Origin of the sequence: Hoeflea sp. 108 (assembly GCF_000372965.1) — a bacterium.
GTDB lineage: Bacteria > Pseudomonadota > Alphaproteobacteria > Rhizobiales > Rhizobiaceae > Aminobacter.
Genome location: NZ_KB890024.1, coordinates 4,979,588 through 5,003,379, shown reverse-complemented (window position 1 = coordinate 5,003,379; position 23,792 = coordinate 4,979,588). Strand labels below are relative to the sequence as shown.

The window sequence follows — 23,792 nt, the reverse complement described above, 5'->3', positions numbered from 1 at the left end:
CCGACTTTGCTGTGCCCGTGCAGGTTGATGTGTGCCGGTCCTCGCGATAGGGATTTCCACCGGCGATATCACGGTAACGGGCCACGACGTGGACGCGACGAGGGCATGGGCCGGTCCCCGCACTATGACACTTATATGACGTTGCGCTTAAGCAGGCGGTAAGCCTGCACCCGATAGGTTGCGCCGCGACGGCGCCCGGCCTTCCTGCCGTGCCGGCATGAGGCCGTGCCGTCGGGCCGAAACGTTCGGCATGCTGACAACAGATGCGATGCCTTCAGGCGTCCGGCGAGTGCCGGACCGCGGAAATCGGCAGTCGCACCAGCGACAGGTGACCGGATGCTTTTGGCAATGCGAGCTTGGGATAAGGCGAAGGCGTTTCCGCCGGAAACGCGTGACGGCGCCGCCGAGCGGCCGGCGGTCATGCGCGCTGCCGACCTGCCGCCTGATATCGATACCGAGTTCGACGATGTCAGGCTGGTGTTGCGCCGCTGGCAGGCTGCACGCGTCGATGGCGGCTTGCCGCCCTATGAAGAGTTGGCGCTCGGCAGCATCGGCCGCTTCGCCGACGAGATGGCGGTGCTGCGCCTGCAAACGGACAAGGACGGGTTCATTCTGCGCGCCGGTCCGCGCTTCACCACCATTGCCGGACTTTCCGAGCCTGCAGCGACGCTTTCCGTGCTGCCCTTCGCCTTCCGCCGCGCAATTGCCAGCGCCATGGACCAGGCCCGCGCCGCCGCTGCGCCGAAGCTGACGTTCTGCCGGTCGCTGGTCGACGGCATGGTCTCCACCGTCGAGGTGCTGGCGCTGCCGCTGGCCTGCCGCTGGCCGGGCGAATATTTCATGGTCTTCGCGCGCCCGCGCAAGAGCCAGATCGACCTTGCCCGCCTGTTGATCAACTCGACCGACGAGGGCATCCTGGCGCTCAGCCCGCTGGAAACCGCCGGTGGCGAGATGCGCGACTACCAAATTCTCTCGGTCAACAACGCCGCCGCAAGGCTGCTGGGCCTTTCGACCGAAAACACCCGTTTCCGGCTGCTGTCCGAAGCACGGGCGGCGCAGGCTTTGTCGGAGGCGCTTGCCCAGCTTGGCCTGGCCCGCGCCCATGGCGTGGCGGCACCCTCGCTCGAGCTGGCCTACGACCTCGATGGCGAGGCGGTGTCGCTGCAGGTCGGCGTGGTCGAGACGGGCGGCCTGCTTGCCGTAACGCTGACCGACGTGCGCGAGATCAAGAACCGCGAAGCGCTGTTCCGCTCGCTGTTCGACGACAATCCGGTGCCGATGTATGTGCGCAAGGCCGAGGGCGGCGCGTTCCTGAGCGTGAACGCCGCGGCGCTCAACCTCTATGGTCGCAGCCGCGACGAGTTCCTGGCGCTTGGACTTCAAGACCTCGATCACGGCGACGGACAGGCGAGTGCAGCAATCGAGGGCGAGCGCCATGCCCGCCACCGCACTTCCACCGGCACCGAGCTTGATGTCATCGAATACGCCCGCCACATCCGCTTCGGGGCGGCGCCCGCGACGCTGTCGACCATCGTCGACATCACCGAGCGCAAGCGCGCCGAGGATCGCATTTCCTTCCTTGCCCATCACGATCCGCTGACCGGCGTCGGCAACCGCACCACCTTCTCGCAGGAGATCGAGGAGGCTGTGGCCACTGCGGTCGCCGGCCACCAGCCCTTTGCTCTGCTGCTTGTCGATCTCGACGATTTCAAGGTCGTCAACGACACGCTTGGCCATGCGGCGGGCGATTCCCTGCTGATCGAGACCGCGGCCCGTATTCGTCGGCTGCTGCGCCGCAGCGACCTCGTCGCCCGTCTCGGTGGCGACGAGTTCGCAATCCTGCTGCGTGGAGCGCTGAGCCGTCCCGATGTCGAGGCGCTGGCGCGTCGCATCATCCAGGCCATCGGCGAACCGCATCTTTATGACGGCCACAAGCTGACGATCGGCGCGAGCCTCGGAGCGGCTATCGCGCCAGCCGATGCGCGCGAGACCGGCGCGCTGCTCAAATGCGCCGACCTCGCGCTCTACCGCTCCAAACGCGAGGGCAAGGGTGCGTTCCACTTCTTCGAACCGGAGATGGACGCCGAGATGCGCGACCGGCGCGAGCTCGAATTCGAGCTGCGCTGTGCCGATCTCGACCAGGAGCTCGAGCTTCACTACCAGCCGATCATCTCGGTCAAGACCGGCGGCCTGCGCGGCTTCGAGGCGCTGGTGCGCTGGCGCAATCCCCGGCGCGGCATGGTCTCGCCGGCGCAGTTCATCCCGCTGGCCGAGGAGACCGGTATGATCGAGCCGATCGGCCGCTGGGTGCTCAACGAGGCCTGCCGTCGCGCCGCTGACTGGCCGTCCGATCTCGTTATCGCGGTCAACGCATCTGCTGTGCAGTTCCGTGGCGGCCATCTCGCCGAGGATATCGGCCAGGCTCTGGCCGCATCCGGGCTTGTGCCGGCGCGACTGGAAATCGAGATCACCGAATCCGTGCTGCTTGCCGATACGGGCGCAAATCTGGCCGTGCTGCAGCGGCTCAAGGACATCGGCGTGCGGGTTGCACTCGATGATTTCGGCACCGGCTATTCGAGCATGAGCTATCTTCGCCGCTTCCAATTCAGCCGGCTAAAGATCGACCGATCCTTCGTTCGCGATATCGGCAACAGCCGCGAATCCATGGCCATCGTGCGCGCGATCATCGGCCTCGGGGCCAATCTCGGCATCGACACGACGGCTGAAGGCGTGGAGACCGGCGCACAGCTCGAACTGCTGAGGCAGGAGCGCTGCGGCGAAATCCAGGGCTTCCTGTTCAGCCCGCCAGTGGACTGCACAGGGGCCGCCCGCATCATCGAGAGTTATTGCGGCGGTGCAGTCCACGTCGCATGAGGTGATGCCTCGGCGAGCTTGCCGCCTTGACCGTGGCCGTCAGCCATCCCACCCTCCGGCCAAACGGAGGAAAATCATGTCGAAGAGAGAATCGTCCATCAATCCAGAGGGCGTCTACGAGCCGTTTTCGGCGCTCGAAGCGCCGCTGGAGGTCTTCAGCCATGGCGAGCGTTTCGGCTCCAGCTTCCGGCACCTGTCGAGCTTCGGCGGCGGCAGCCATGTCGGCGTGGCGCTGGAGGAGCTGCCGCCGGGCAAGGAAACCAACCCGTCACACTACCACATGCTCGAGGAGGAGCATCTCTACGTCCTCGACGGTGTGGCGACGCTGAAGCTCGGCGACCGTACGTATGTCATGAAGGCTGGCGATTATGTCTGCTTCCCGGCCGGCCAGAAGGTCGGCCATTCGCTGTACAACCACACCGACGCGCCCTGCCGCTACATCATCATCGGCGAGCGCAACCCCAACGACGTCATTGTCTATCCGGAATCGGGCCGCGTCAGCGTCCGGCTGACGGGCGAAGGCTACAGCGGGGCGTCGGTCATGGAGTACTGGGAGGGTATCGACGCGAGCAGGCAGCAGGCGAAGCGATGACTTTGGGCGAGACTGACCTCGGCGTCCTGCTGGCCTCCATGGAGCCGGAGCTTTGGCCCGAGACCTATGTCTTTGCGACCGTGCCGGAGGGAGCGCCGGTGCCGCCGGATACGGTGATGAGCTTTCGCGAGCGAGAGGGCACAACCCTTATCCTGCGGGAGGCAGACGCGAGGAGCGCTGGACTTGCCGCGGCCTTTTCATGCCGGATGATCACGCTGAATATCCATTCGTCGCTCGAAGCGGTCGGCTTTCTTGCCGCGATCACTGCGCATCTCGCTTCCGCGGGCATGGGCGTCAATCCGGTCTCGGCCTACTACCATGACCATCTGTTCGTGCCGGCAGGGCGAGCGGAGGAGGCGATGATGCTGCTGAGGCAGCTTGCGGCGGAGGCGGCTGCTCACGAATAGTAGTAGTGCTCGGCCGGAAGCATCTGCGGTGGGGTTTCGCCCAGCGCTTCGAACACCGAGATCTCGCAGACGCGGCAAAGGCCATCGAGGGCGAGGTCATTGGCCTCCATGCCGAAGGGGTCCTCCAGCTCTTCCGACAGCGCGTCGAGGCCGAAGAAGGTGTAGGCGATCAGCGCCGTGAACAGCGGCGTTCCCCAGCCGGCGGAGCCCGCGAGCCCGAAGGGCAGCAGCAGGCAGAAGATGTAGGCCGTGCGCTGCAAAAGTAGCGTGTAGGCGAAGGGCAGGGGCGTGCCCATGATGCGCTCGCAGCCGGCCTGAAGTGCTGCCATCGCCGACAGGCGCTCGTCGAGGATGCGGTAATCCATTGCTTCCAGCGTGCCGCTGCGCTTGAGGGCGCCGAGCTTGCCACCCATGCGCCGCATGACGGCGTCCGGTCTGTTGGTGGCGGCGTGGATTTCGTCGACGGCATCGCCGATGAAGGGGCGCGCCGCGTCACGCGTATCGATCCGGCGCAGTTCGCCGCGCAGGAAATGACAGAAGGAGAGCGAATCCATCAGCAGCGGCCGCAGCGCCTCGCGTTCTGAAATCATCGCGGTGGAGGCGCGGCACAGGTTGCGGATCTCGAACACCAACTGCCCCCACAGCTTGCGCGCCTCCCACCAGCGGTCATAGGCGGCGTTGTTGCGGAAGCCGAGATAGATGGACAGCGCCACGCCGAGCAGCGCGAAGGGCGCCACCCCGGCGTTGCCGAAATCGAGCCCCAGCGCCTGCACCAGCGCCACCACGACGGCGCCATAGGCGGCAAAGCCGATGATCTGCGGCAGGATGCGCGGCACGACGGACCCGCGCATGACGAAGAACAATTTGAGCAGGTTCGTGCGGGGGCGGACGATCATGTGGGGCGGTACCTCTTTGCAGCGGATACTGTGCCGCGGAACCGGCCAAAGTCATCCCCTCAATCGCGACAGGCGTGACGATTTCTTGGAGCTGAAGCGGAGCGCGGCTTGGGATCACTTTTCGTAGGTTCGGCCCGTCAGCTTGTCCATGACCCGGCGCAGCAGCCCACCACGCCTGAGCCGGCGAACCTCCTCCGACAGCTCGGCCGCCCTGCTGGACAGCTCGCCGATCAGGAGTTGCAGCTCTTCGCTGGGGCCAAGCCCTTCCCGCAACTTGAGGAAGCGGCGGTCATAGATTCGCCGCTGCTGGAGAAACCGTTCGATGATGGCGGCCAGCGCGCGCTCGTCCTCATCCGCTTCGCGGCGCGGCCACTCCCTTTCAGACAGGACTTCGCGATAGATCGTCTCCAGAGCCTGGGCGCCCCTGTCGCTGCTGAAATCGCGCCGGACGAGCGCGGTTACGGCTCGGGCATCGTCCGCACCGTAAGCTGTCAGCTCGCGATCGAGCAACTCCGGCGAGGCTGCATCCGACAGCGCACCATAGGCAAAGTTGATGGCTGCAAAGTCGTCGAACCTGCCTGTGGTCACAAGACCGCCGATACCGAAGCGGTCGGCATTGATCACCGCGCATCCCTTGGCCATGGCTTCGAGTGCCATCCGCCCGCTGGCGAATGCCAGTTCGATCCCGTCAAGACGTTGCACCACGTCGGTGGCCACCTTACCAACCAACTCGCCGCGGAAGGCGATGCCGTGCCGCCGGCAAGCCTCTGCGATCATTGGTGTGAAGGGGATCGCTCCTGGATGAGCGAAGACCGCTGCCGTTGTCAGCAGCGGTGGCGGCGCCAAGACGCGTCCTACACGCTGGAGGTCGACGGTGTTCGACCAGAAGGCAATCTTCGAAGCGTCCACCCCGCATTCGTCGACAAGCCGGCCGCGCAGGCCGGACCGAACATGAAGATAGCGCCTGATCCGGGGATGTATGGGAGGATCGTCAAGTTCGCTGGTGAAATCGTGACAAACGAAGATGGCCGGTGTGCCCGGAAAGCGTGCCAGGGCTGCGATTGTCGGACCGGCATGATGGCCATGGATGATGTCAGGCGCTTCGCCGAACGTTTCCAGCGACGTCAGCACCGGCGAGCCCGTCGCCCGGATTTCCGCTGCAGCCGGACCGATGACCGGCGCAAAGGTTGCCACCGAATGGCCGCGCCGACGCAGCGCCAGGACCATGTCGCGCACCAGCGTTTCGGTGCCGCTGCGTGCCCTCAAGACGGCGTTCGTCATCAGAATTCGCAGGGGCCGACCCGTGCCCTGGGCAAGGCTGCCGGTAGCGTCAAGGCTGTCGCGTGCCATGCTCCCGTCTCCGATGCATCAACCCACCCACCCATGACTTGGCGCTAATGTATCGAAGCAATGCCCGGGATCAACCATTCAGCCAACTACCGGCCGGGTCCTCGCGGACATAGAGAACATCAGGCAGGCCTTCTTCGTTGCCCGAGCCATCGCCGAAGGCTTCCGCGCGGAAGTCGTGGCGTTCGTAGAAGCGGCGTGCGCCTGAATTGGCCTGGAAGCAATGGAGCTGGACGCGGGGCATGGTCGATGTGGCGTGCCGCAGGAGGCGGCTGCCGATGCCGCGGCCGGTCCAGTCCGGATCGAAATAGAGCTGTTCGACCCAGTCGTCCTTGATCGATATGAAGCCGACGATGCGGTCTGCGGCGGTTACGACGGTGACAGCCTGGTGGGCGAGGAGCACATGCCGGACGAAATACAAGTCCTCGTCCGGCGTGTGGAGTTGTGGCATCCACTCGAAGGCAGCAAGCGCCGCCCTCAGGACGCGGGCGATGTCGTGTGCGTCGCCGGCTTCGGCCGGACGCAGCACGACATCGAACATGGCGTCAGGCGGCCTTCTGCTTCGGCTTGATCAGGCCGCGCTCGACCAGAAGTTCGGCGATCTGCACGGCGTTGAGGGCCGCGCCCTTGCGCAGGTTGTCGGAGACGATCCACATCGCCAGGCCGTTGTCGACCGTGCCGTCCTCGCGGATGCGAGAGATGTAAGTGGCGTCTTCGCCGGCCGAGTCGAGCGGCGTGGCGTAGCCGCCGTCCTCATGCTTGTCGATGACCAGGCAGCCCGGCGCTTCGCGCAGGATGTCGCGCGCCTCGTCGGCGGTGATCGGCTCTTCGAACTCGACATTGACGGCTTCGGAGTGGCCGATGAAGACAGGCACGCGCACGGCGGTGGCCGTCAGCTTGATCTTGGGGTCGAGCATCTTCTTGGTCTCGGCGACCATCTTCCACTCTTCCTTGGTGTAGCCGTCCTCCATGAAGACGTCGATGTGTGGAATGACGTTGAAGGCGATGCGCTTGCTGAACTTCTTGGCTTCGACCGGATCGGCGACGAAGACGGCGCGCGTCTGGGTGAACAGCTCGTCCATGCCTTCCTTGCCGGCGCCCGACACCGACTGGTAGGTCGCAACGACGACGCGCTTGATCTTGGCCTTGTCGTGCAGCGGCTTCAGCGCCACAACCATCTGGGCGGTCGAGCAGTTCGGGTTGGCGATGATGTTCTTCTTGGTGAAGCCGGCAATGGCGTCCGGGTTCACTTCCGGCACGATCAGCGGCACGTCCTGGTCGTAGCGGAAGGCCGACGAATTATCGATGACGACGCAACCCTGCTTGCCGATCTTGGGCGACCATTCCTTGGAGATATTGCCGCCGGCCGACATCAGGCAGAGGTCGGTGTCGGAGAAGTCGTAGGTGTCGAGCGCCTTCACCTTCAGCGTCTTGTCGCCATAGGACACTTCGGTGCCCTGGCTGCGGCGCGATGCCAGCGGCACCACTTCGCTGGCGGGGAAGCCGCGTTCCTCGAGGATATTGAGCATTTCGCGGCCCACATTGCCCGTGGCGCCGACGATCGCAACCTTGAAACCCATCAGATCACTCCTGTCCCTCTCCGCTCGTTCCTGGAGAAAACCCGCTGGCCAGCGCGGGCTTCATCCCCCGGGCCAGACCCGGGAGAGGGTGAGCAGGCCAAGGGAAATCACACCGTTTTGGTGGTGGTGGTTTTGGCCATGGTTTTGGTCGAAAGCAGGGAAACGGCTCCGCGCCCGGCACGACTTCTGTCGTGGCCGGGGAAATCGAATGCGAAAAGCGCCATCAAGAGGCCGCGCATCGGAGGGTTCCCTGTTCGCCGCCGCTTTTATCGGGTTTCGGCGAAGAGTCAATCGCGCGCGCAGGTTGCCGAGGGTAGTGTCTTTGGCAAACTTGAATTGCCTTGTACTATTCTCGTCGAGGCGCAGATGCGGGATCAGGCCAATGGGCGAGCCAATCGATGCGAAACTGCCGGTTGCGACCGTCATTGGCGGTCGTCATGGCAGTCTCCGGCCACTTGAAGCCTCCGATGCCGTCACGCTCTACCGGCTTTCGCATGACGAGAACGTCGCTGCCGCCTGGGCCGAGATGAAGGTCGGGCCGTTTGCCGACGAGACCGCATTCGCCGCCCATGTCGATGTGCTTGTCTCCGACCCGAAGCGGGCGTTTTTCGCCGTCATCGATCTTCGGGGCGCCGTGCTGGGCTGGTTGTGCCTGATGGAAGCGAGGGCCGCACATCAGGTCGTCGAGCTCGGCTACGTGCTGTTCACGTCAAGCATGCAACGCACGACGCTTGCGAGCGAGGCACTCTATCTGGTCATGCGCCACGTCTTCGAGGGGCTTGGCTATCGCCGCCTGGAATGGACCTGCACCGCCGAGAACAACCGGTCGCGAATTGCCGCCGACCGGCTCGGCTTCACTTATGAAGGGACCTTGCGCGAAGGTTTGCTGCTCAAGGGGCTGGCAAGAGATATCTGCATGTATTCGATGCTGTCGTCCGAGTGGCCGGCCTGTCGCGCCGTCATGGAAGAGTGGCTGGAGCCGGCCAATTTCCTGGATGGCAGGCAGCTGCGGTCGATGACCGAGATCAGGGCACGGCGATAGCAGGCTTGCGTCGCTGATGCTCCGCAATTGTTGATCCCTTGTGCCTGAACATTCGTTATATATGCTTGGCTACAGCGGGCGCCGTCCTTGTGACGGCCTTGTTCTTATGGCGAATTGACGGGGCGGCCGAACTCTGGAGGATCGGCAGCTTGGCGGCATGGTCCGCCGCGCATGGCAGCAGGAATGGTCCGGGCTTTGGGAGGAGCTTATGAGCGGACAGTTTTTTGGACGGCATGAGGATGCCGTGCAGGCTGCGGTCGCTTCCGACGAGGCGGCACGCTCGGCGCTGGTGGCGTCCTGGCGGCGGTCGTCGCGGCTGCATCGTCTCGACCCCGGCGAGCACAAGCCGCCGCAGCGCCTCACCGAGCAGGAGTTGCGCGACGCGCGCCAACGCATCGAACCGCTGATCCATGCCGCGCAAGCGAGCCTCGACCGGCTCTATCTCGCCGTCGGCGGCGTCGGCTGCTGCGTTCTGCTGGCCGATCGCGACGGCGTGCCGATAGAACGGCGGGGCGCGATCTCCGACAACCAGACCTTCCACAAATGGGGCCTGTGGACCGGCACCATCTGGAGCGAGGAAAGCGAAGGCACCAACGGCATCGGTACCTGCCTTGTCGAACAGCGGGCGCTCACCATCCACCGCGACCAGCATTTCTTCGCCCGCAACACGGCGCTGTCCTGCACCACGACGCCGATCTACGATCATGAGGGCAATGTCGCCGCCGCACTTGATGTTTCGTCCTGTCGGGCCGACCTGACCGAAGGTTTCGTCAATCTCATCGCCCTCGCGGTGAACGACGCCGCCCGCCGCATCGAGGCCGACAATTTCCGTCTCGCTTTCCCCGAGGCGCGCATCCTGCTGACGCCGGCTGCCGAGCGCAATCCGGGCGCCATGGTGGCCGTCGACGCCGACGATCTGGTCATCGGCGCCACCAGGCAGGCGCGCCTCGCCCACGGCATCACCCGCGAGCAGCTAGAGCGCCGGCTGCCGGTCGCCGACCTTCTGGGCATGCCCCAGCGGGTGTCGGGAGACCTCGACGAGGCCGAACGCGCGGCACTGCATCGCGCGCTGGCCCGCGCCGACGGCAACGTCTCGGCGGCGGCCCAGAAGCTCGGCATTTCCAGGGCGACGCTGCACCGCAAGCTCAACCGGCTGGGCATCCGCCGCGACCATTGAGTTTTGCAGCGCCCGACTGTCGCAGAACTGCGACAGTCGCCGCCTGCCATCGCTTCCCCTGGGGCTGACAGCTTTCGCAACATCTCCGACGCTCTTTGTCGACGCGCCGCATCCTGCGGTGCCGCTTCTCGGGAGGAAGAGATGAACAAGGTGGAATTCTCGCGCACGGCCAAGATCCCCTTCGCCAAGCGCTACGACAATTACATCGGTGGTGCGTGGGTGGCGCCGAAATCGGGCCGCTACTTCGAAAACGTCTCGCCGGTCACCGGCCGGCCGCTGGGCGAGGTCGCCCGCTCCGACGCAGCCGACATCGAGGCAGCACTCGATGCCGCCCACAAGGCCAAGGACGCCTGGGGCAAGACTGCGCCCGCGACCCGCGCGCTGATCCTCAACCGCATCGCCGACCGCATGGAGGAAAACCTCGACTGTCTGGCGCTGGCCGAGACCTGGGACAACGGCAAGCCGATCCGCGAGACGACCGCCGCCGACGTGCCGCTCGCCATCGACCATTTCCGCTATTTCGCCGGGGCGCTGCGTGGCCAGGAGGGCAGCCTGTCGCAGATCGACGACGACACCGTCGCCTATCATTTCCACGAGCCGCTGGGCGTCGTCGGCCAGATCATCCCGTGGAATTTCCCGCTGCTGATGGCCTGCTGGAAGCTGGCGCCGGCGCTCGCCGCCGGCAATTGCGTGGTGCTGAAGCCGGCCGAGCAGACGCCCGCCACCATCATGCTGTGGGCCGACCTGATCGGCGACCTGTTGCCCGAGGGCGTGCTCAACATCGTCAACGGCTTCGGCCTCGAGGCGGGCAAGCCGCTGGCGTCGAGCCCGCGCATCGCCAAGATCGCCTTCACCGGCGAGACGACGACCGGCCGGCTGATCATGCAATACGCCTCGCAGAACCTGATCCCGGTGACGCTCGAACTCGGCGGCAAGTCGCCCAACATCTTCTTCCAGGACGTGACGGCGGAAGACGACGACTTCTTCGACAAGGCGATCGAAGGCTTCGTCATGTTCGCGCTCAACCAGGGCGAGGTCTGCACCTGCCCGAGCCGGGCGCTGGTGCATGAGAAGATTTACGACAAGTTCATGGAACGCGCGCTGAAGCGCGTCGAGGCAATTGTCCAGGGCGACCCGCTCGATCCGGCCACCATGATCGGCGCGCAGGCCTCGTCGGAGCAGCTGGAGAAGATCCTGTCCTATATGGACATCGGCCGCCAGGAGGGCGCTGAGGTGCTGACCGGCGGCGAGCGCGCGCATCTGCCCGGTGACCTCGCCGGCGGCTATTACGTCAAGCCGACCGTGTTCAAGGGCCACAACAAGATGCGCATCTTCCAGGAGGAGATCTTTGGGCCTGTTGTCTCGGTCACCACCTTCAAGGATGATGACGATGCGCTGTCGATCGCCAACGACACGCTGTACGGCCTCGGTGCCGGCATCTGGAGCCGCGATGCCAACCGGCTTTACCGCTTCGGCCGCGCCATCCAGGCCGGGCGCGTGTGGACCAACTGCTACCACGCCTATCCGGCGCACGCCGCCTTCGGCGGCTACAAGCAGTCGGGCATCGGCCGCGAGACGCACAAGATGATGCTCGACCACTACCAGCAGACCAAGAACATGCTGGTCAGCTACAGCCCGAAGAAGCTCGGGTTTTTCTGAGATGACGAGCGTTCCTCTCCCCGTTCACGGGGAGAGGATGCCGGCAGGCAGGTGAGGGGCAGCGCTGACCCGACCGCGTTCGCGCCGCCCCTCATCCGTCACTTCGTGGCCCTTCTCCCTGCAGGCGGGGACAAGGAAGAACCGGAACCCACTCATGTCCTCGCATCATCCTCTCGACAAGGTCTCGGCAACACCCGGCGCCGTCGCCCTGCTCGACGAGATCATCGCCGACCACGGGCCGGTGCTGTTCCACCAGTCCGGCGGCTGCTGCGACGGCTCGTCGCCGATGTGTTATCCGCGCTCCGACTTCATCGTCGGCGACCTCGACGTGCTGATGGGCACCATCGGTGACACGCCCGTCTACATCAGCGCCTCGCAATACGAAGCCTGGAAGCACACCGACCTGATCATTGATGTGGTGCCGGGGCGCGGCGGCATGTTCTCGCTCGACAATGGCCGCGAGAAGCGGTTTCTCACCCGCTCCATCATCTGCGCCGTGCCGCTGCCAGGCAGCGTCTAGAGTAATTTCAGGAAAAGTGCGCAGCGGTTTTCCGTCCGGAATAGCGCAAAAACAAAGAGATGGAGGGTTTCCGCGATTCGAAGAAAAGCGGAAGGCCTCTAGGGCTACCTGTCGGTGAGCTTGACGCGCTGGCCGCGCTTCGGCCAGGGCCGGACCGGCAGGGGCTGGTCGAGCAGGGTGGTCAACTCGGCTGGCAGGCTCGATATGGCCTGTTTGGTGGCTGTGCCGTCGGCGATGCTGACGATGCTGTCATAGAATTCGCTGCCGTCGGCGGCGCGCGGCGGCACGGGGTCGTGCATGACGCTGATGACGGTCACGCCGGGGCAATTGTCCTTGATGGCGCGGTGGAAGGCGATCTTGGCCTCGTGGTCGAGCGCGCCGGTGGCCTCGTCGAGGAACAGCAGGCCCGGCTGGTGCAGCAGGATGCGGGCGGCGACGAGCTTCTGCTTCTGCCCGCCGGAGAAGACCTGTTCCCATATCCTGCCGTCATGCAATTCGCTGTCGAGATGCTCGATGAAGTCGCCGAGGCCGGCCTTGTGCAGCGCCACCGCCACCTTCGCCTCCGAATGGCCCTCGGCGCTGCCCGGCAAGCAGACGAGCTGCTTGAGCGTGACTTGCGGCAGCTTCACGTCCTGAGTGGCGTAAAAGGCCGAAACGTTCTCGGGAAAGACGATGTCGCCGCGGCCATACGGCCAGAGCCCGTTGATCGCCTTGACCAGCGAGGTCTTGCCGCAGCCGGATTCACCGCGCACGAAGCTCCATTCGCCGCGCCGGAAGCGCAGGCTGGTCACCGTCAGGAAGGGTTGCACGTCGCTGCCGCGATGCATCAGTTCCAGGTTGCGCAAGGCAAGTCCGAAGACGGCGTGCTGGCTGGCGAAGCGGAATTCGGCCTGGCCCGTTCGGCCATAGTGCTGCTGCGGCTGCTGAACGTTTTCGATTGCCTCGGCCAGGTCGATCACCCGCACGCTGTTGGCGCGCAGCGTGGCGATCGCCGGCATCACCTGGATGAACCAGGAGCATTGCCCGATCAGTGAGTTCACCAGCTCGGCGCCGGTGACGTAGCCCTTGAGATTGATCTGGCCCTGCATGTAGGGGATCAGCCCCGGACCGTAGGCAATGAAGCGGGCGGCGACGAAATTGTAAATCAGCTCGAACGACATGTAGCCGGCATTGACCGTGTTCAGGCGGGCCCAGGTCTTGTCGATGTCGCGGTAGTGGCGCTCGTGCATGGCCTGCTGCACGCCTTCTCCACGCGATGCGGCGACGTGGAAACTGCGGCGCAGAAGCGTGTTCATCTCGCCGCGATAGCTGCCTTCGGCCTGCTGCATCCTGACGTTCAACCGCTCCATCAGCCCGCCGAGCTTCATGGCGATGAAGGTGTTGAGCGGCACGTAGGCGGCGACCGCGCCTAGCGCCAGAACGAAGCTGCCATAGTCGCCGAGGAATTCGAGCCCACGCACCGGCGCCGATGTCTCCCACAATTTCTGGCCGACGAAGAACAGCGAGGTGGCGACGCTCATCACCCCCATCGCCAGGCCGATGGCACCGCCGGTCATGCCCTTGATGGCGTCCTGGACCCGCTGGTCGATGTTGTCGGGCGCAGCCCGGCCCTCGCCGGCGTCGTGCTGGACGTGGAAATGGGTGTGGTTGGCATCGAGCAGAGCGGCGTTGAAGCGGCCATCGAGCCAGCCCCGCCATTTGCGATGCAATGTCGTGGAGAAGAGGTGGCGGATGCCCGTGAAGCCGGCATCCTTGAGCAGCACGAGAATGAAGAGCGTGCCGGCGGCGGTGAGCAATGACGCAAGCGGCGTCACGTTGGCGGGATCGTGGAAGAAGGCGATCGAATTGACCAGTTCGCCCGAGGCTTCGGCCATCCATACGCTGGCCTTGCTGGAAAGTGCGGTCAGGAGGGCTATCACCAGCGTCAGCCCCCAGGCTTCCTTCCAGCGATCCGAGAACCAGTAGGCCCGCATCAGGCCCCAGAAGCTTCGCATCGCCGAGACCGGCGTCCGGGGAGGCGGCCTTGAGGCGCCGCGTCGCCATGTCATCGATAGGTAGCGAGGTCTGCCGACCCGAATCACTACGTTCCCTACCCCATTGCCCTTTTAGCGAAGGGTAACATGAGTGGCCGTTTCTCAAACCGGATTATATCGGGAGATGCATTGGCGGCGTTGTTTTCGCGGCATCTGTGCCGGTGGGAACACAGGCCGGGCGTGGCTGCGCGCCGGACTTGCCGGGTGTGAAAAACTCTGCTCACAGTTGTTAGAGATCAGCCGCCGGAGGGATCATGCGCGGGGAAATGCTACATTACGACGAGGCGCAAGGCTTCGGCTTTATCGAAGGCGCCGACGGCAACCGCTACGGCTTCACGCGCGAGGACCTGCGCCAGGCGATGGCAGTCGGCAAGGGAACGGAGGTCGAGTTCACCCCGTCAGGCGGACAGGCCCGCGACGTCTTTCCCATTCATGCGCCTGTTGCGCGCAGTGCCGGACCGATGCCTCAACCCGGACGATCGGTGCCGCAGTTCGGCCGCCGCGGCGTGGCGGACAGCCAGCCGGCTCCGGCGCAGGCCGTGCCTCGCGCGCCGAGATACGAACCCGCCTACAGCGATGCAGCCTATGGCGAACCGTCAACTGGACTGTGGTCTTACTTTTGGCGAGCGATCACGACGAACTATGTCAATTTCAGCGGCCGTGCACGTCGCAAGGAATATTGGGCTTTCACGCTGTTCATGATCCTGGGCGGAGTGGTGCTCGGCGCCTTGATCGGCATCTTCGCTGCAGTCTCCGGCCAGGATGAGCAGAGTCTGCCGATCATGGTGCTCTTCCTGCTCAGCGCCTTCGGCCTGGCCATGGTCTTGCCCAGCATTGCCGTCACCGTTCGGAGGATCCACGATCTCGGCTTGTCCGGCTGGTTCTATCTGCTGATCTTCGTACCCTTTGGCGGATTTGTGCTTCTGGTCTTCACCTTGCTGCCGTCGCAGAAGCACGACAACAAGTGGGGGCCGGTGCCGGAGGGCGTAAGCGTGCCCGCGCTCTACATCCCGGATGCGTAGCGACATCAACAAGGACAAAGAAAAACGGCGCCCAAGGGCGCCGTTTTCAGTTCTTCAGTCGGCAATCAGGCGAAGAACTTCGCCACGATGGCGTCACCCATCTGAGTGGTGCCGACTTCGGTCTTGCCTTCCGACATGATGTCTTTGGTGCGCAGGCCGTCGTCGAGGACAGCGGCAATCGCGGCCTCGAGGCGGTCGGCCTCGGCCACCATGTTGAACGAGTAGCGCAGGCACATGGCAAATGACGCGAGCATGGCGATCGGGTTGGCGATGCCCTGGCCGGCGATGTCGGGCGCCGAGCCGTGCACTGGCTCGTAGAGCGCCTTGCGTTTGCCGGTAAGCGCGTCGGGCGCGCCCAGCGAGGCCGAAGGCAACATGCCGAGCGAGCCGGTCAGCATCGCCGCGACATCAGACAGCATGTCGCCGAACAGGTTGTCGGTGACGATGACGTCGAATTGCTTGGGCCAGCGTACCAGCTGCATGCCGCCGGCGTCGGCCAGCATGTGGTCGAGCTTGACATCGGCATACCTGGCCTTGTGGGTGGCGGTCACCACCTCGTTCCACAATACGCCCGACTTCATGACGTTGCGCTTTTCCATCGACGTCACGCGGTTCTTGCGGGTGCGAGCCAGTTCGAAGGCGACGCCCGAGATGCGCTCGATCTCGAAGGTGTCGTAGACCTGCGTGTCGATGCCGCGCTTCTGGCCGTTGCCGAGATCGATGATCTGTTTCGGCTCGCCGAAATATACGCCGCCGGTCAGCTCGCGCACGATCAGGATGTCGAGGCCTTCGACCACGTCCTGCTTGAGCGACGACGAGCCGGCCAGCGCCGGGTAGCAGATCGCCGGACGCAGGTTGGCAAACAGCTCCATGTCCTTGCGCAGGCGCAAAAGGCCGGCCTCGGGGCGCACCTCATAGGGAACTGCGTCCCACTTCGGGCCGCCGACTGCACCGAACAGCACGGCGTCAGCCGCCATCGCCTTGGCCATGTCGGCATCCGAGATCGCCTGGCCGTGCGCGTCATAGGCCGAGCCCCCGACGAGACCTTCCTCGGTGGTGAAGCCGCTGCCGAGTTTCTCGTTCATCGCCGAGATCAGCTTGCGGACCTCGGCCATGGCCTCGGGGCCGATGCCGTCGCCGGGCAGGAGAAGAAGATTGCGCGTCGCCATGGAAAGCCTTTCCGAAAGATGCGTGAACCGCGGACTTGCTAGCCTTGGCAGGGCGTCGGTGCAAGCAGGAAAGGGCGTGCCAGAGCGGCCAAATGACTCCACCAGCTCCTGTTTTTCGCGATTTGTGTCTTCATCGGCTCCGAGGTGACCTACCCAATCTCCAGCAGCAGCGCGCGGTGATCGGATATCTCGGGTTCCTCGACCACCTCAAAGCCGCGCACATCGGCGTTGCCGCTGACCAGCATATAGTCGGCATATCGCGGCGATTTCAGGTAATGCGAGGTCCGGGTGTCGGTGAAGCCACGCGACGTCACCAGTTCGGTCAGCCCGATGTCGCGCAAAGCCGAAAGCATCCGGCTCTCGGGCAGCACGTTGAAGTCGCCGCAGACGACGAGCCCGTCGCCGTGGTGACGTATCCTGTCGATCAGCTCGATCAGCCTTGCCGTCTGGGCGTCGCGGGCAGGGGAGTCGCCCTTGCCGTCGAGCTCGCGCAGGCCGTGGAGATGAACGACGACTGTTGTCCGCCCGGTCGCGTAGTCGTGCAGTCGGACGGCATGGGCGTTGCGCGAGCGCGGGTGCTCACCGAAGCCGTCGGCCGAGAAGGCGCCGTGGATAAAGTCCTGCATCTGTCCGACGATTGGAAGCGAGCACCTGACGAAGGTCGCCAGTCCCCATTCCGACTGCAGCATCCGGTCGCCGTCATGGAGAGGGCCGCGCGCGGCGGGGCAGAAGAACGCCTGGTGGTCGGGCAGTGCGCTGGCCACCTCGGCAAACAGGTTGGCGCGCTGCAAGAGCTCGCCGCCGCCATCACGATAGGTAAGCCACGGGGAGGTTGCCGCTGGCGTGCTGGTCGCCTCCTGCAGGCAGAGCACATCAGGCTCGGCGTCCCCGACATAGGTGACAAGTTCCTCGCCGAGCCTGCCGCCCCAGCCGTTCAACGATAGGATGCGCAAGCAGTCCCCCTTGCGGTCACAAACGCTTCAGCGCCGTCACCTCGATCTCGATCTTCATCTCCGGCTTGTTGAGCTGGCAGACGATCATCGTCGCTGCCGGCCGGATGTCGCCGAAGGTCTCGCCGAGGATCGGGAACACCAGGTCCACATAGGCCTGGTCGGTGATGTAGTAATGCGCGCGCACCACGTCGGCCATATCGAAGCCGCCGTCCTTGAGCGCCTTGGCGATGGTCGCCAGGCAATTGCGCGTCTGCGCCTCCACGTTGTCGGGCATGGTCATGGTGGCGTAGTCGTAGCCCGTCGTGCCGGAAACGAAGCACCAATCTCCCTGGACCACGGCGCGTGAATAGCCGGCAGTCTTTTCGAAGGGCGATCCGGTCGAAATCAGTTTGCGCATCTCTTTCTCATTCTCCCTGTATCAACGACTTGGTCATCGCGCCCTTCAATTCGGCCGGCCATTCGGCCAATGCTGGCCAGGTGTCCGGCTCCGACGCATCGCCCTGCCTGGCGAAATAGAGCTTCCTGCCGCCGGCATCGATGCCGATGAAGGAATCGTTGATGCCGCAGGCATGGGGCACGCAGCCGGTTGCGAAGACCAGGCCCGAGGTCGTCTTTTCCGGACCGCTCGACACCGAGAGGCCCAGCGCGACGCCTTCGAGCTTGTCGCCCAACATGGCGCTCGCTGCTTTGTAGATGTCGGCGTTGTCGAAGAAGTCGACGGGGTAGAGGACGTCTTCGACCTTTAAGTTGGCCCAGGTCGTGTCAGGCTGCGGCGTGAAGGCCAGCTCGCCGGCCATGGACAGGCCGTCTCCCGGCGACCATTTGCGAACGGGCGACTTGGTGCCTGGCAGCAGGTAGGGCACGAAATAGAGCGTGTCGCTGGTCGCGGCAGCTGGCGGGGTGCCGCATTCGCCATCGCCGACCACAGTGGACTGGATGCCCGCCTCGGTCTTCCAGGCGAGCACGGTTTCCGGCCCGCAGGCGTTGCCGCCGTCGCCTATCGCAAAGATCGCCACCTTGGTGCCGTTGAGATCGACCGTGCGGTCGTGGAAGGCGACGTAGTTCTTGGCCAGTTCCTTGCCTTCATAGGCAAGCACCTTCTCGCCCTCGGCGTTCTCCTTGATGGTGAAGTTGCCGCCTTCGAAGGCAATGGTCTGCGGCTCGCTGTCCTGGGCAATGGCGAGCGTCGGCAAAAGCGCGATCGATACGGTTACAAGAAGAATGGATGGTTTCATGCGGCGCTCCATTGGCTGGGCGTGAGCGATGTGCCGAGGCGCAGTCGTGCGCATGCCCCGAATCCCGAGGCACGACAATGGCATGGCATGGGCACAGTGTCAGCCGCCGGCGGCTGCGACAGCTATACGCCAGGGCGCGGTGGCGGCGCGGCTCGCCTTCGGCCGGCTCGCACAAACCTTCAAGACGAGACATGCCTCCTGGCTCCAGGCTGGCCCGCACAGCAGCAATGCCAGGAGGTTGATCGTGCAGCAGCAGCTTTTCGCAGTACCGGCCATCGAGCCCGTTCTCGCACTCATTGCCACCGCGCTGGTCGTTATGGGCAGCCCCGGTCCCTCGACCATCAGCGTCACGGCGCTTGGCAGCGCGTTCGGATTGCGACGCTCGTTGCCCTATCTCGCGGGGGTCATCATCGGCACCAGCGTCGTGCTTGTCGCGGTCGCCGCGGGGCTTGCGTCGGTAGTCCTGTCGCAACCGAGGCTGGCGCCGCTGCTGCTCGGCCTGTCGGCGCTCTACATCCTCTATCTGGCCTTTGCGATCGCGACGGCGCCGCCGCTTGCCGAGACGCCGGCCCAGGCGTTGGCCCCTGGCTTCACCGGCGGCCTGCTGCTCGCGCTTGCCAATCCGAAGGCCTATGTCGTCATCGGCGCGGTCTTTGCCGGAACCCAGCTCGGATTGCGGCCGGAGCTGATTGAGACGTCGGTGAAGACGGCGATTCTGCTGGCGCTGATCGTAGTCATCCACTTTGCCTGGTTCGGCGCCGGCACAGCCTTTGCAGGCCTGCTGCGGCGGCCATTGCTATCACGTATCGTCAATCTCGCCTTCGCAGCTGCACTTGTGGTCACCACCTTGTCCTCCCTGCGTACGCTCTGGTGAACCGCATCCAAGGAAAAAGCCCCGTTCGATGGAACGGGGCTTTGGTCTTCTCAGCTATGAAGTGGGGGGGGCGATCAGGCCCAGGGACGGCTATCGCCGACTTTCTTTTCATAGGTGTCGATCGAGCCGGCCTTTTCCATAGTCAGGCCGATATCGTCGAGGCCGTTGAGCAGGCAGTGACGACGGAAATCGTCGAGGTCGAACTTGACCACGCCGCCGTCGGGGCCGCGGATTTCCTTGGCTTCGAGATCGACCGAGATGGTGGCGTTGGCGCCGCGCTCGGCATCGTCCATCAGCTTGTCCAGATCTTCCTGGCTGACGGTGATCGGCAGGATGCCGTTCTTGAAGCAGTTGTTGTAGAAGATGTCGGCGAACGACGTCGAGATCACGCAACGGATGCCGAAGTCGAGCAGCGCCCATGGCGCATGCTCGCGGCTCGAGCCGCAGCCGAAATTGTCGCCGGCGACGAGAATCTCGGCCTTGCGGTAGGCCGGCTTGTTAAGCACGAATTCGGCGTTCTCCGAACCGTCCTCATTGTAGCGCATCTCGGCGAAAAGCCCGGTACCAAGGCCCGTGCGCTTGATCGTCTTGAGATAATCCTTGGGGATGATCATGTCGGTGTCGACATTGACGATCGGCAGGGGGGCGGCGACGCCCGTGAGCTTGGTGAATTTTTCCATGGCTTTTGCCCGTCTGGCTGTTGCGGGGGATTTTTGCTTGCCTCGCTTTACACAAGCTTGGCCGGGAATCAAAGCGTTTCGACGCTGGGGAAGCCCGGCTGCGGCATCGAGCGATGGCTCGCTGGGCACGGACGCCCCCTCAAGGCCCCGTTCCGAAGCGACGTAAGCACCGGCCGAAATCAGGTTCGCGCCAGGCAACAATCGGGGTCTCGCGATGAATCCCCGTTCGGCTTGTGGGCGTCGCCGATGCAGCCATGGCTTGTCATCGGGGACTTGCTTGCGCTTTAACAGGGCGCGGGGTGCCTGCAACGCAAACCCGGTGCGAGGACGGCCGAATGAGAGTGATCAAGGCAGTCCTTGCCCTGCTTCTGGCTGCAGCCGTCGCCATTGTCGTCGCCCGCCTGCTCTTTCCGTTGCCCTCCATCGAAGGCCGCCCTGCTGAAGCCGCGCTGCCTGCCGTCACCGACGGGGTGCTGGGCCGGATGGCCGGCGAGGGCAGCAGCGCCAATCCGGGCAAGAGCGGCGTGGTGCCGATTGCCGGCGGTCACGATGCCATCGCCAGCCGGCTGGTTATGTCTGCGGTCGCGACGCACTCGATCGACGCGCAATATTACATCTGGCACGACGACACTTCCGGCCGCCTCCTGCTGCGGGCGCTCTACGAGGCGTCGAAACGTGGTGTGCGAGTGCGCCTGCTGCTCGACGACAATGGCGTTCCCGGTCTCGACCGGACGATGGCGACCTTGGCCGCGCAGCCAAATTTTGAGGTCCGGCTGTTCAATCCGTCGACGGTACGCCGGCCCAAAATGCTCGGCTACACCTTCGACTTCTTCCGTATGAACCGGCGCATGCACAACAAGTCGTTCATCGTCGATGGCGTGGCGGCCATCGTCGGCGGGCGCAATGTCGGCAACGAATATTTCAAGGTGGGCGACGAGTCCTATTATTTCGACCTCGACGTGCTCGGCACGGGCCCGGTCGTGCAGGACACGTCCGCCGCCTTTGACCGCTACTGGAACAGCGCCTCGGTGTTTGCCGCCGAAAGCATCCTCGACATGTCCGCGGCCAATCTGGAGACCTTCCTGGCCGAGACCGACGAAGCTGCGGCACGGCCCGAGGCGGCCGAATTCATCACCCCCGACGCACCCATCTACAAGCGGCTGCGCAGCGGCGCGCTCGGGCTCGAATGGGTCGACGTCAAGCTGGTCGTCGACGATCCGTCGAAGGGCGAGGGCAAGGCGACCAAAGACCAGCTGATGATTGCCCAGCTGGCCAAGGTGATAGGCCCGGTCAGCAAAGGCCTCGACCTGGTGTCGGCCTACTTCGTCCCGGGCAAGGCTGGCACGGACTACTTCGATGGCCTCGCCAGAGCCGGCGCCCAGGTGCGCATCCTCACCAACGCGCTGGAGACGACAGACGTCGCGATGGTGCATGCCGGCTACGCCAAGTACCGGCGCGGTCTGCTCGAGGGCGGCGTGAAGCTCTATGAGCTGAGGCCCGTCGAGGGCGCGCCCGACGGCGATGCCGAACTCAACGTCATTGGCTCGTCCGGTGCCAGCCTGCACGCCAAGACCTTCTCGGTCGACGACGACAGGATCTTCATCGGCTCGTTCAACTTCGATCCCCGCTCGGCGCTGCTCAACTGCGAGATGGGCTTCCTCATCGATAGCCCTGCCATGGCGCAGACGATATCGGGCGCGTTCGACAACCGGATCCCCGAGGACGCCTACACAGTGTCGCTGACGCCGGAGGGAAAGCTGTCGTGGACGGCGAGCCGCCCCGGCGAGGCGCCGCAAAGCTTCTCGTCCGATCCGCACAGCGGGGTGGTCAAGCGCGCACTCGTCGTCGTGCTCGGCTGGCTGCCCATCGAATGGATGCTCTAGGAGGCAGGATGACGTCGCTGTCGAAGACGCAGATCGTCAGGCTCGGGCTTCTTGCCGGCGGGGTCGGCTTGCTGGCCGGTGTCGCCGCAGGCGTCATGCTGTGGCTGATGCAACGTGCCAGCGCACTGGTGTGGTCGGTCGGCGAGTCCAGCTGGTACATTCTTGCGGTGGCGATAGCAGGCGGCGTGCTCATCGGCGTCACCAGGCATCTCGGCGCGACAGACAGTGTCGACGAACAGATCGCTGCGCTGCGCGATCCCATCCACATCCACCGCCGCAAGGCGCTTCTCGTCGGGTTCGCCGCGGTGATCGCGGTGGCTTTCGGTGGCGCCGTCGGCCCGGAGGCCGGACTCTTGGCCGTGGTGGCCGAACTCACGGCCGCGATCGCCGTCTTTCTCGGCCGCAGTCATGCCGAAGCGCGCATCATCGGCGAGGCCGGTGCCGCTGGCGCGCTCTCGGGCTTCTACGGCTCGCCGCTTGGCGGCGCCGCCTATGCCGACGAGACATCAGAGGCGCCGCGCGCATTGTTGCTGTTTGCCGGCCTGTGCGGATTGCTGGGCTTTCTGGTCGCCGCGCGGCTGCTGCTTTCAGGCGGCCTCCACCGCATCACGCTGCCGGCCTATGCCGCGCCGGGAGACGGCAGCGACCTGTTGCTATCGGTCGTGCCGGCCCTGCTCGGGGCGGCGGTTGGCGTGGCCTTTCTGTTTGCACTGCCGGCCGCCAAAAGGCTGGTCCAGCGCCTGGTCCCGCAGGCCTTCTGGCAACCGGTCCTGGGCGGTGTTGCCTTCGGTCTTGTCGCCGCCGTTCTGCCGATCCTGCGTTTTTCCGGTCATCACGAGATCGGCGCCATGCTCGAATGGGCGGCAGCCGCCGGCATGGCCACCCTTTTACTGCTCGGCCTGCTCAAGGTGCTGGCGGCCGTGCTCTGCCTGTCGACGGGATGGCTTGGCGGGGCGATCTTTCCGTTGATCTTTTCGGGTGCAGCGGCGGGAGCTTCGGTGCTTGCGGTTGCGCCCGGTATCCACCCGGCAGTCGCTATCGCGGCCGGCATGAGCGGGGCCGCCACGGCCGGGCTGGGCCGGCCGATCGCTGCAATATTGATCATGCTGTTTGTGGTCGACGGTTCGCTGTTCGGGCCGATCTGCGTCGGCGCCCTGTGCGGTTATGCCGGCAGCATGATTGCGCCGAAGCCGGCGCATTAAGGCCGCCGTAGGCGGCCCTTGTGTGTCCGGTCAGGCGCGTGCGAGCGTCATCACGCCGGTCTCGGTGCCGGTCAGGCGGCGCGAGCGGCCATCGGCGCCCACCACCATCTGGATGCGCCGGCGCTCCGACGAAAACAGTGTCGAAGTCGACACATTCACCGGCGGGTTGAAGGCCACGGTGACGCGCCAGAGGTCCGGCTTGATGGTTTCCTCAAGCCCGATGACGCGGCCCTTGGCCGGATTGCCATTGAAGGTGCCGGCGACGTTCTCGCCGACGGCAAAGGGTGCGCCGGCCTTGAGCTCGTCGGTCCCGGTCGCCTCGGAGATCGCTGTCGAGCGGGCCGAAAGCGTGTTCCAGTCGCGAGCGCCGTTCTGCTTGGCTACCAGTTCGAGAGCTTTGGCGTGGCTGATGTCAAAACCCTCGGCGGCGAGCGCGTCGCGCAGCCGGCGGGCATTGGTCTTGTAGTCGGTCGGGGTCTGACCGTTGGTCATGTTTCGCTCCTTCGCGATTGGCGAACGGCGTGTTAAAAGTCGGGAGCCCGCATTGCCGCTTCGGCCGTCGCATCGACAGGGAAACGAAGGTTTCGAGGGAAGCTTCACCGTGCCTTGCGGCTGCGGGCAGCAGGGGCTTCCCGCCCTTGACCGCC

Annotated in this window: 23 protein-coding genes; 11 read left to right on the top strand and 12 right to left on the bottom strand. The window is 64.8% G+C overall.

Annotated features, from left to right (window positions below):
• Positions 1-348 precede the first annotated feature (348 nt).
• The 3 genes from B015_RS31565 to B015_RS0124870 all read left to right on the top strand — a co-directional run bounded on the left by B015_RS31565 (position 349) and on the right by B015_RS0124870 (position 3,873).
• A complete protein-coding gene (locus B015_RS31565; protein ID WP_198292879.1) occupies positions 349-2,874 on the top strand; it encodes an EAL domain-containing protein in 2,526 nt (841 codons plus the stop codon).
• A 76-nt stretch (positions 2,875-2,950) separates the two neighbouring features.
• Entirely contained in the window at positions 2,951-3,466 is a 516-nt protein-coding gene (locus tag B015_RS0124875; RefSeq protein WP_018430472.1) for a cupin domain-containing protein, read from the top strand.
• Positions 3,463-3,873, top strand: coding sequence for an ACT domain-containing protein (locus B015_RS0124870; protein WP_018430471.1), 411 nt, complete (start codon positions 3,463-3,465; stop codon positions 3,871-3,873). The genes B015_RS0124875 and B015_RS0124870 overlap by 4 nt, the downstream gene beginning before the upstream one ends.
• Here B015_RS0124870 and B015_RS0124865 read toward each other — a convergent pair.
• The 5 genes from B015_RS0124865 to B015_RS34100 form a co-directional block, all read right to left on the bottom strand.
• Positions 3,864-4,769 (bottom strand): bestrophin family ion channel, encoded by a 906-nt coding sequence (locus B015_RS0124865; RefSeq protein ID WP_018430470.1) that lies wholly within the window; start codon positions 4,767-4,769, stop codon positions 3,864-3,866. The genes B015_RS0124870 and B015_RS0124865 overlap by 10 nt on opposite strands.
• 114 nt (positions 4,770-4,883) lie before the next feature.
• A complete protein-coding gene (locus B015_RS0124860; protein WP_081623533.1) occupies positions 4,884-6,119 on the bottom strand; it encodes a glycosyltransferase in 1,236 nt (411 codons plus the stop codon).
• 70 nt (positions 6,120-6,189) lie between these two features.
• On the bottom strand, positions 6,190-6,657 hold the full coding sequence (locus B015_RS0124855; protein WP_018430468.1) for a GNAT family N-acetyltransferase: 468 nt from the start codon (positions 6,655-6,657) through the stop codon (positions 6,190-6,192).
• Between the two features lie 4 nt (positions 6,658-6,661).
• A complete protein-coding gene (locus B015_RS0124850) occupies positions 6,662-7,696 on the bottom strand; it encodes an aspartate-semialdehyde dehydrogenase (RefSeq protein WP_018430467.1) in 1,035 nt (344 codons plus the stop codon).
• A gap of 107 nt (positions 7,697-7,803) precedes the next feature.
• Positions 7,804-7,935, bottom strand: coding sequence for a hypothetical protein (locus B015_RS34100; protein ID WP_018430466.1), 132 nt, complete (start codon positions 7,933-7,935; stop codon positions 7,804-7,806).
• A 143-nt stretch (positions 7,936-8,078) separates the two neighbouring features.
• On the opposite strand from B015_RS34100, the gene B015_RS31560 reads away from it, so the two are divergent.
• The 4 genes from B015_RS31560 (at position 8,079) to B015_RS0124830 (ending at position 12,094) form a co-directional block, all read left to right on the top strand.
• On the top strand, positions 8,079-8,738 hold the full coding sequence (locus tag B015_RS31560; RefSeq protein WP_018430465.1) for a GNAT family protein: 660 nt from the start codon (positions 8,079-8,081) through the stop codon (positions 8,736-8,738).
• Positions 8,739-8,946: 208 nt separating this feature from the next.
• A complete protein-coding gene (locus B015_RS0124840; protein WP_018430464.1) occupies positions 8,947-9,915 on the top strand; it encodes a helix-turn-helix domain-containing protein in 969 nt (322 codons plus the stop codon).
• 141 nt (positions 9,916-10,056) lie between these two features.
• Positions 10,057-11,574 carry an aldehyde dehydrogenase gene (adh, locus tag B015_RS0124835; RefSeq protein ID WP_018430463.1) on the top strand — a complete coding sequence of 506 codons (1,518 nt, stop codon included), beginning with the start codon at positions 10,057-10,059 and terminating at the stop codon, positions 11,572-11,574.
• Between the two features lie 154 nt (positions 11,575-11,728).
• On the top strand, positions 11,729-12,094 hold the full coding sequence (locus tag B015_RS0124830; RefSeq protein WP_018430462.1) for a DUF779 domain-containing protein: 366 nt from the start codon (positions 11,729-11,731) through the stop codon (positions 12,092-12,094).
• A gap of 104 nt (positions 12,095-12,198) precedes the next feature.
• Here the strand turns inward: B015_RS0124830 and B015_RS0124825 are convergent, their stop codons facing one another.
• Positions 12,199-14,088 (bottom strand): ABC transporter ATP-binding protein/permease, encoded by a 1,890-nt coding sequence (locus B015_RS0124825; RefSeq protein ID WP_026227697.1) that lies wholly within the window; start codon positions 14,086-14,088, stop codon positions 12,199-12,201.
• 293 nt (positions 14,089-14,381) lie between these two features.
• Between B015_RS0124825 and B015_RS0124820 the strand changes: the two genes are divergently transcribed.
• Positions 14,382-15,149, top strand: a complete 768-nt coding sequence (locus tag B015_RS0124820) for a DUF805 domain-containing protein (protein ID WP_026227696.1) — start codon at positions 14,382-14,384, stop codon at positions 15,147-15,149.
• A gap of 65 nt (positions 15,150-15,214) precedes the next feature.
• Here B015_RS0124820 and leuB read toward each other — a convergent pair whose 3' ends face one another.
• The 4 genes from leuB to B015_RS0124800 form a co-directional block, all read right to left on the bottom strand.
• Positions 15,215-16,318 carry a 3-isopropylmalate dehydrogenase gene (gene leuB, locus B015_RS0124815; protein ID WP_018430459.1) on the bottom strand — a complete coding sequence of 368 codons (1,104 nt, stop codon included), beginning with the start codon at positions 16,316-16,318 and terminating at the stop codon, positions 15,215-15,217.
• A gap of 149 nt (positions 16,319-16,467) precedes the next feature.
• Positions 16,468-17,271, bottom strand: coding sequence for an endonuclease/exonuclease/phosphatase family protein (locus B015_RS0124810; RefSeq protein ID WP_026227695.1), 804 nt, complete (start codon positions 17,269-17,271; stop codon positions 16,468-16,470).
• Between the two features lie 16 nt (positions 17,272-17,287).
• Positions 17,288-17,668, bottom strand: a complete 381-nt coding sequence (locus tag B015_RS0124805) for a RidA family protein (RefSeq protein WP_018430457.1) — start codon at positions 17,666-17,668, stop codon at positions 17,288-17,290.
• A gap of 7 nt (positions 17,669-17,675) precedes the next feature.
• Entirely contained in the window at positions 17,676-18,506 is an 831-nt protein-coding gene (locus B015_RS0124800; RefSeq protein ID WP_157632826.1) for a hypothetical protein, read from the bottom strand.
• Between the two features lie 244 nt (positions 18,507-18,750).
• On the opposite strand from B015_RS0124800, the gene B015_RS0124795 reads away from it, so the two are divergent.
• Entirely contained in the window at positions 18,751-19,380 is a 630-nt protein-coding gene (locus B015_RS0124795) for a LysE family transporter (RefSeq protein WP_026227694.1), read from the top strand.
• 74 nt (positions 19,381-19,454) lie between these two features.
• Here the strand turns inward: B015_RS0124795 and leuD are convergent, their stop codons facing one another.
• Positions 19,455-20,060: a 3-isopropylmalate dehydratase small subunit gene (gene leuD, locus B015_RS0124790; protein WP_018430454.1), complete on the bottom strand. Its 606-nt coding sequence runs from the start codon at positions 20,058-20,060 to the stop codon at positions 19,455-19,457.
• Positions 20,061-20,395: 335 nt separating this feature from the next.
• Here leuD and B015_RS0124785 point away from each other — a divergent pair, with 335 nt between their 5' ends.
• Both B015_RS0124785 and B015_RS0124780 read left to right on the top strand, forming a co-directional pair.
• A complete protein-coding gene (locus B015_RS0124785; protein WP_040456368.1) occupies positions 20,396-21,943 on the top strand; it encodes a phospholipase D family protein in 1,548 nt (515 codons plus the stop codon).
• A gap of 8 nt (positions 21,944-21,951) precedes the next feature.
• Positions 21,952-23,145 (top strand): chloride channel protein, encoded by a 1,194-nt coding sequence (locus B015_RS0124780; RefSeq protein ID WP_018430452.1) that lies wholly within the window; start codon positions 21,952-21,954, stop codon positions 23,143-23,145.
• Between the two features lie 30 nt (positions 23,146-23,175).
• Here the strand turns inward: B015_RS0124780 and B015_RS0124775 are convergent, their stop codons facing one another.
• Positions 23,176-23,637, bottom strand: coding sequence for a glyoxalase superfamily protein (locus B015_RS0124775; protein ID WP_018430451.1), 462 nt, complete (start codon positions 23,635-23,637; stop codon positions 23,176-23,178).
• Positions 23,638-23,792 lie beyond the last annotated feature (155 nt).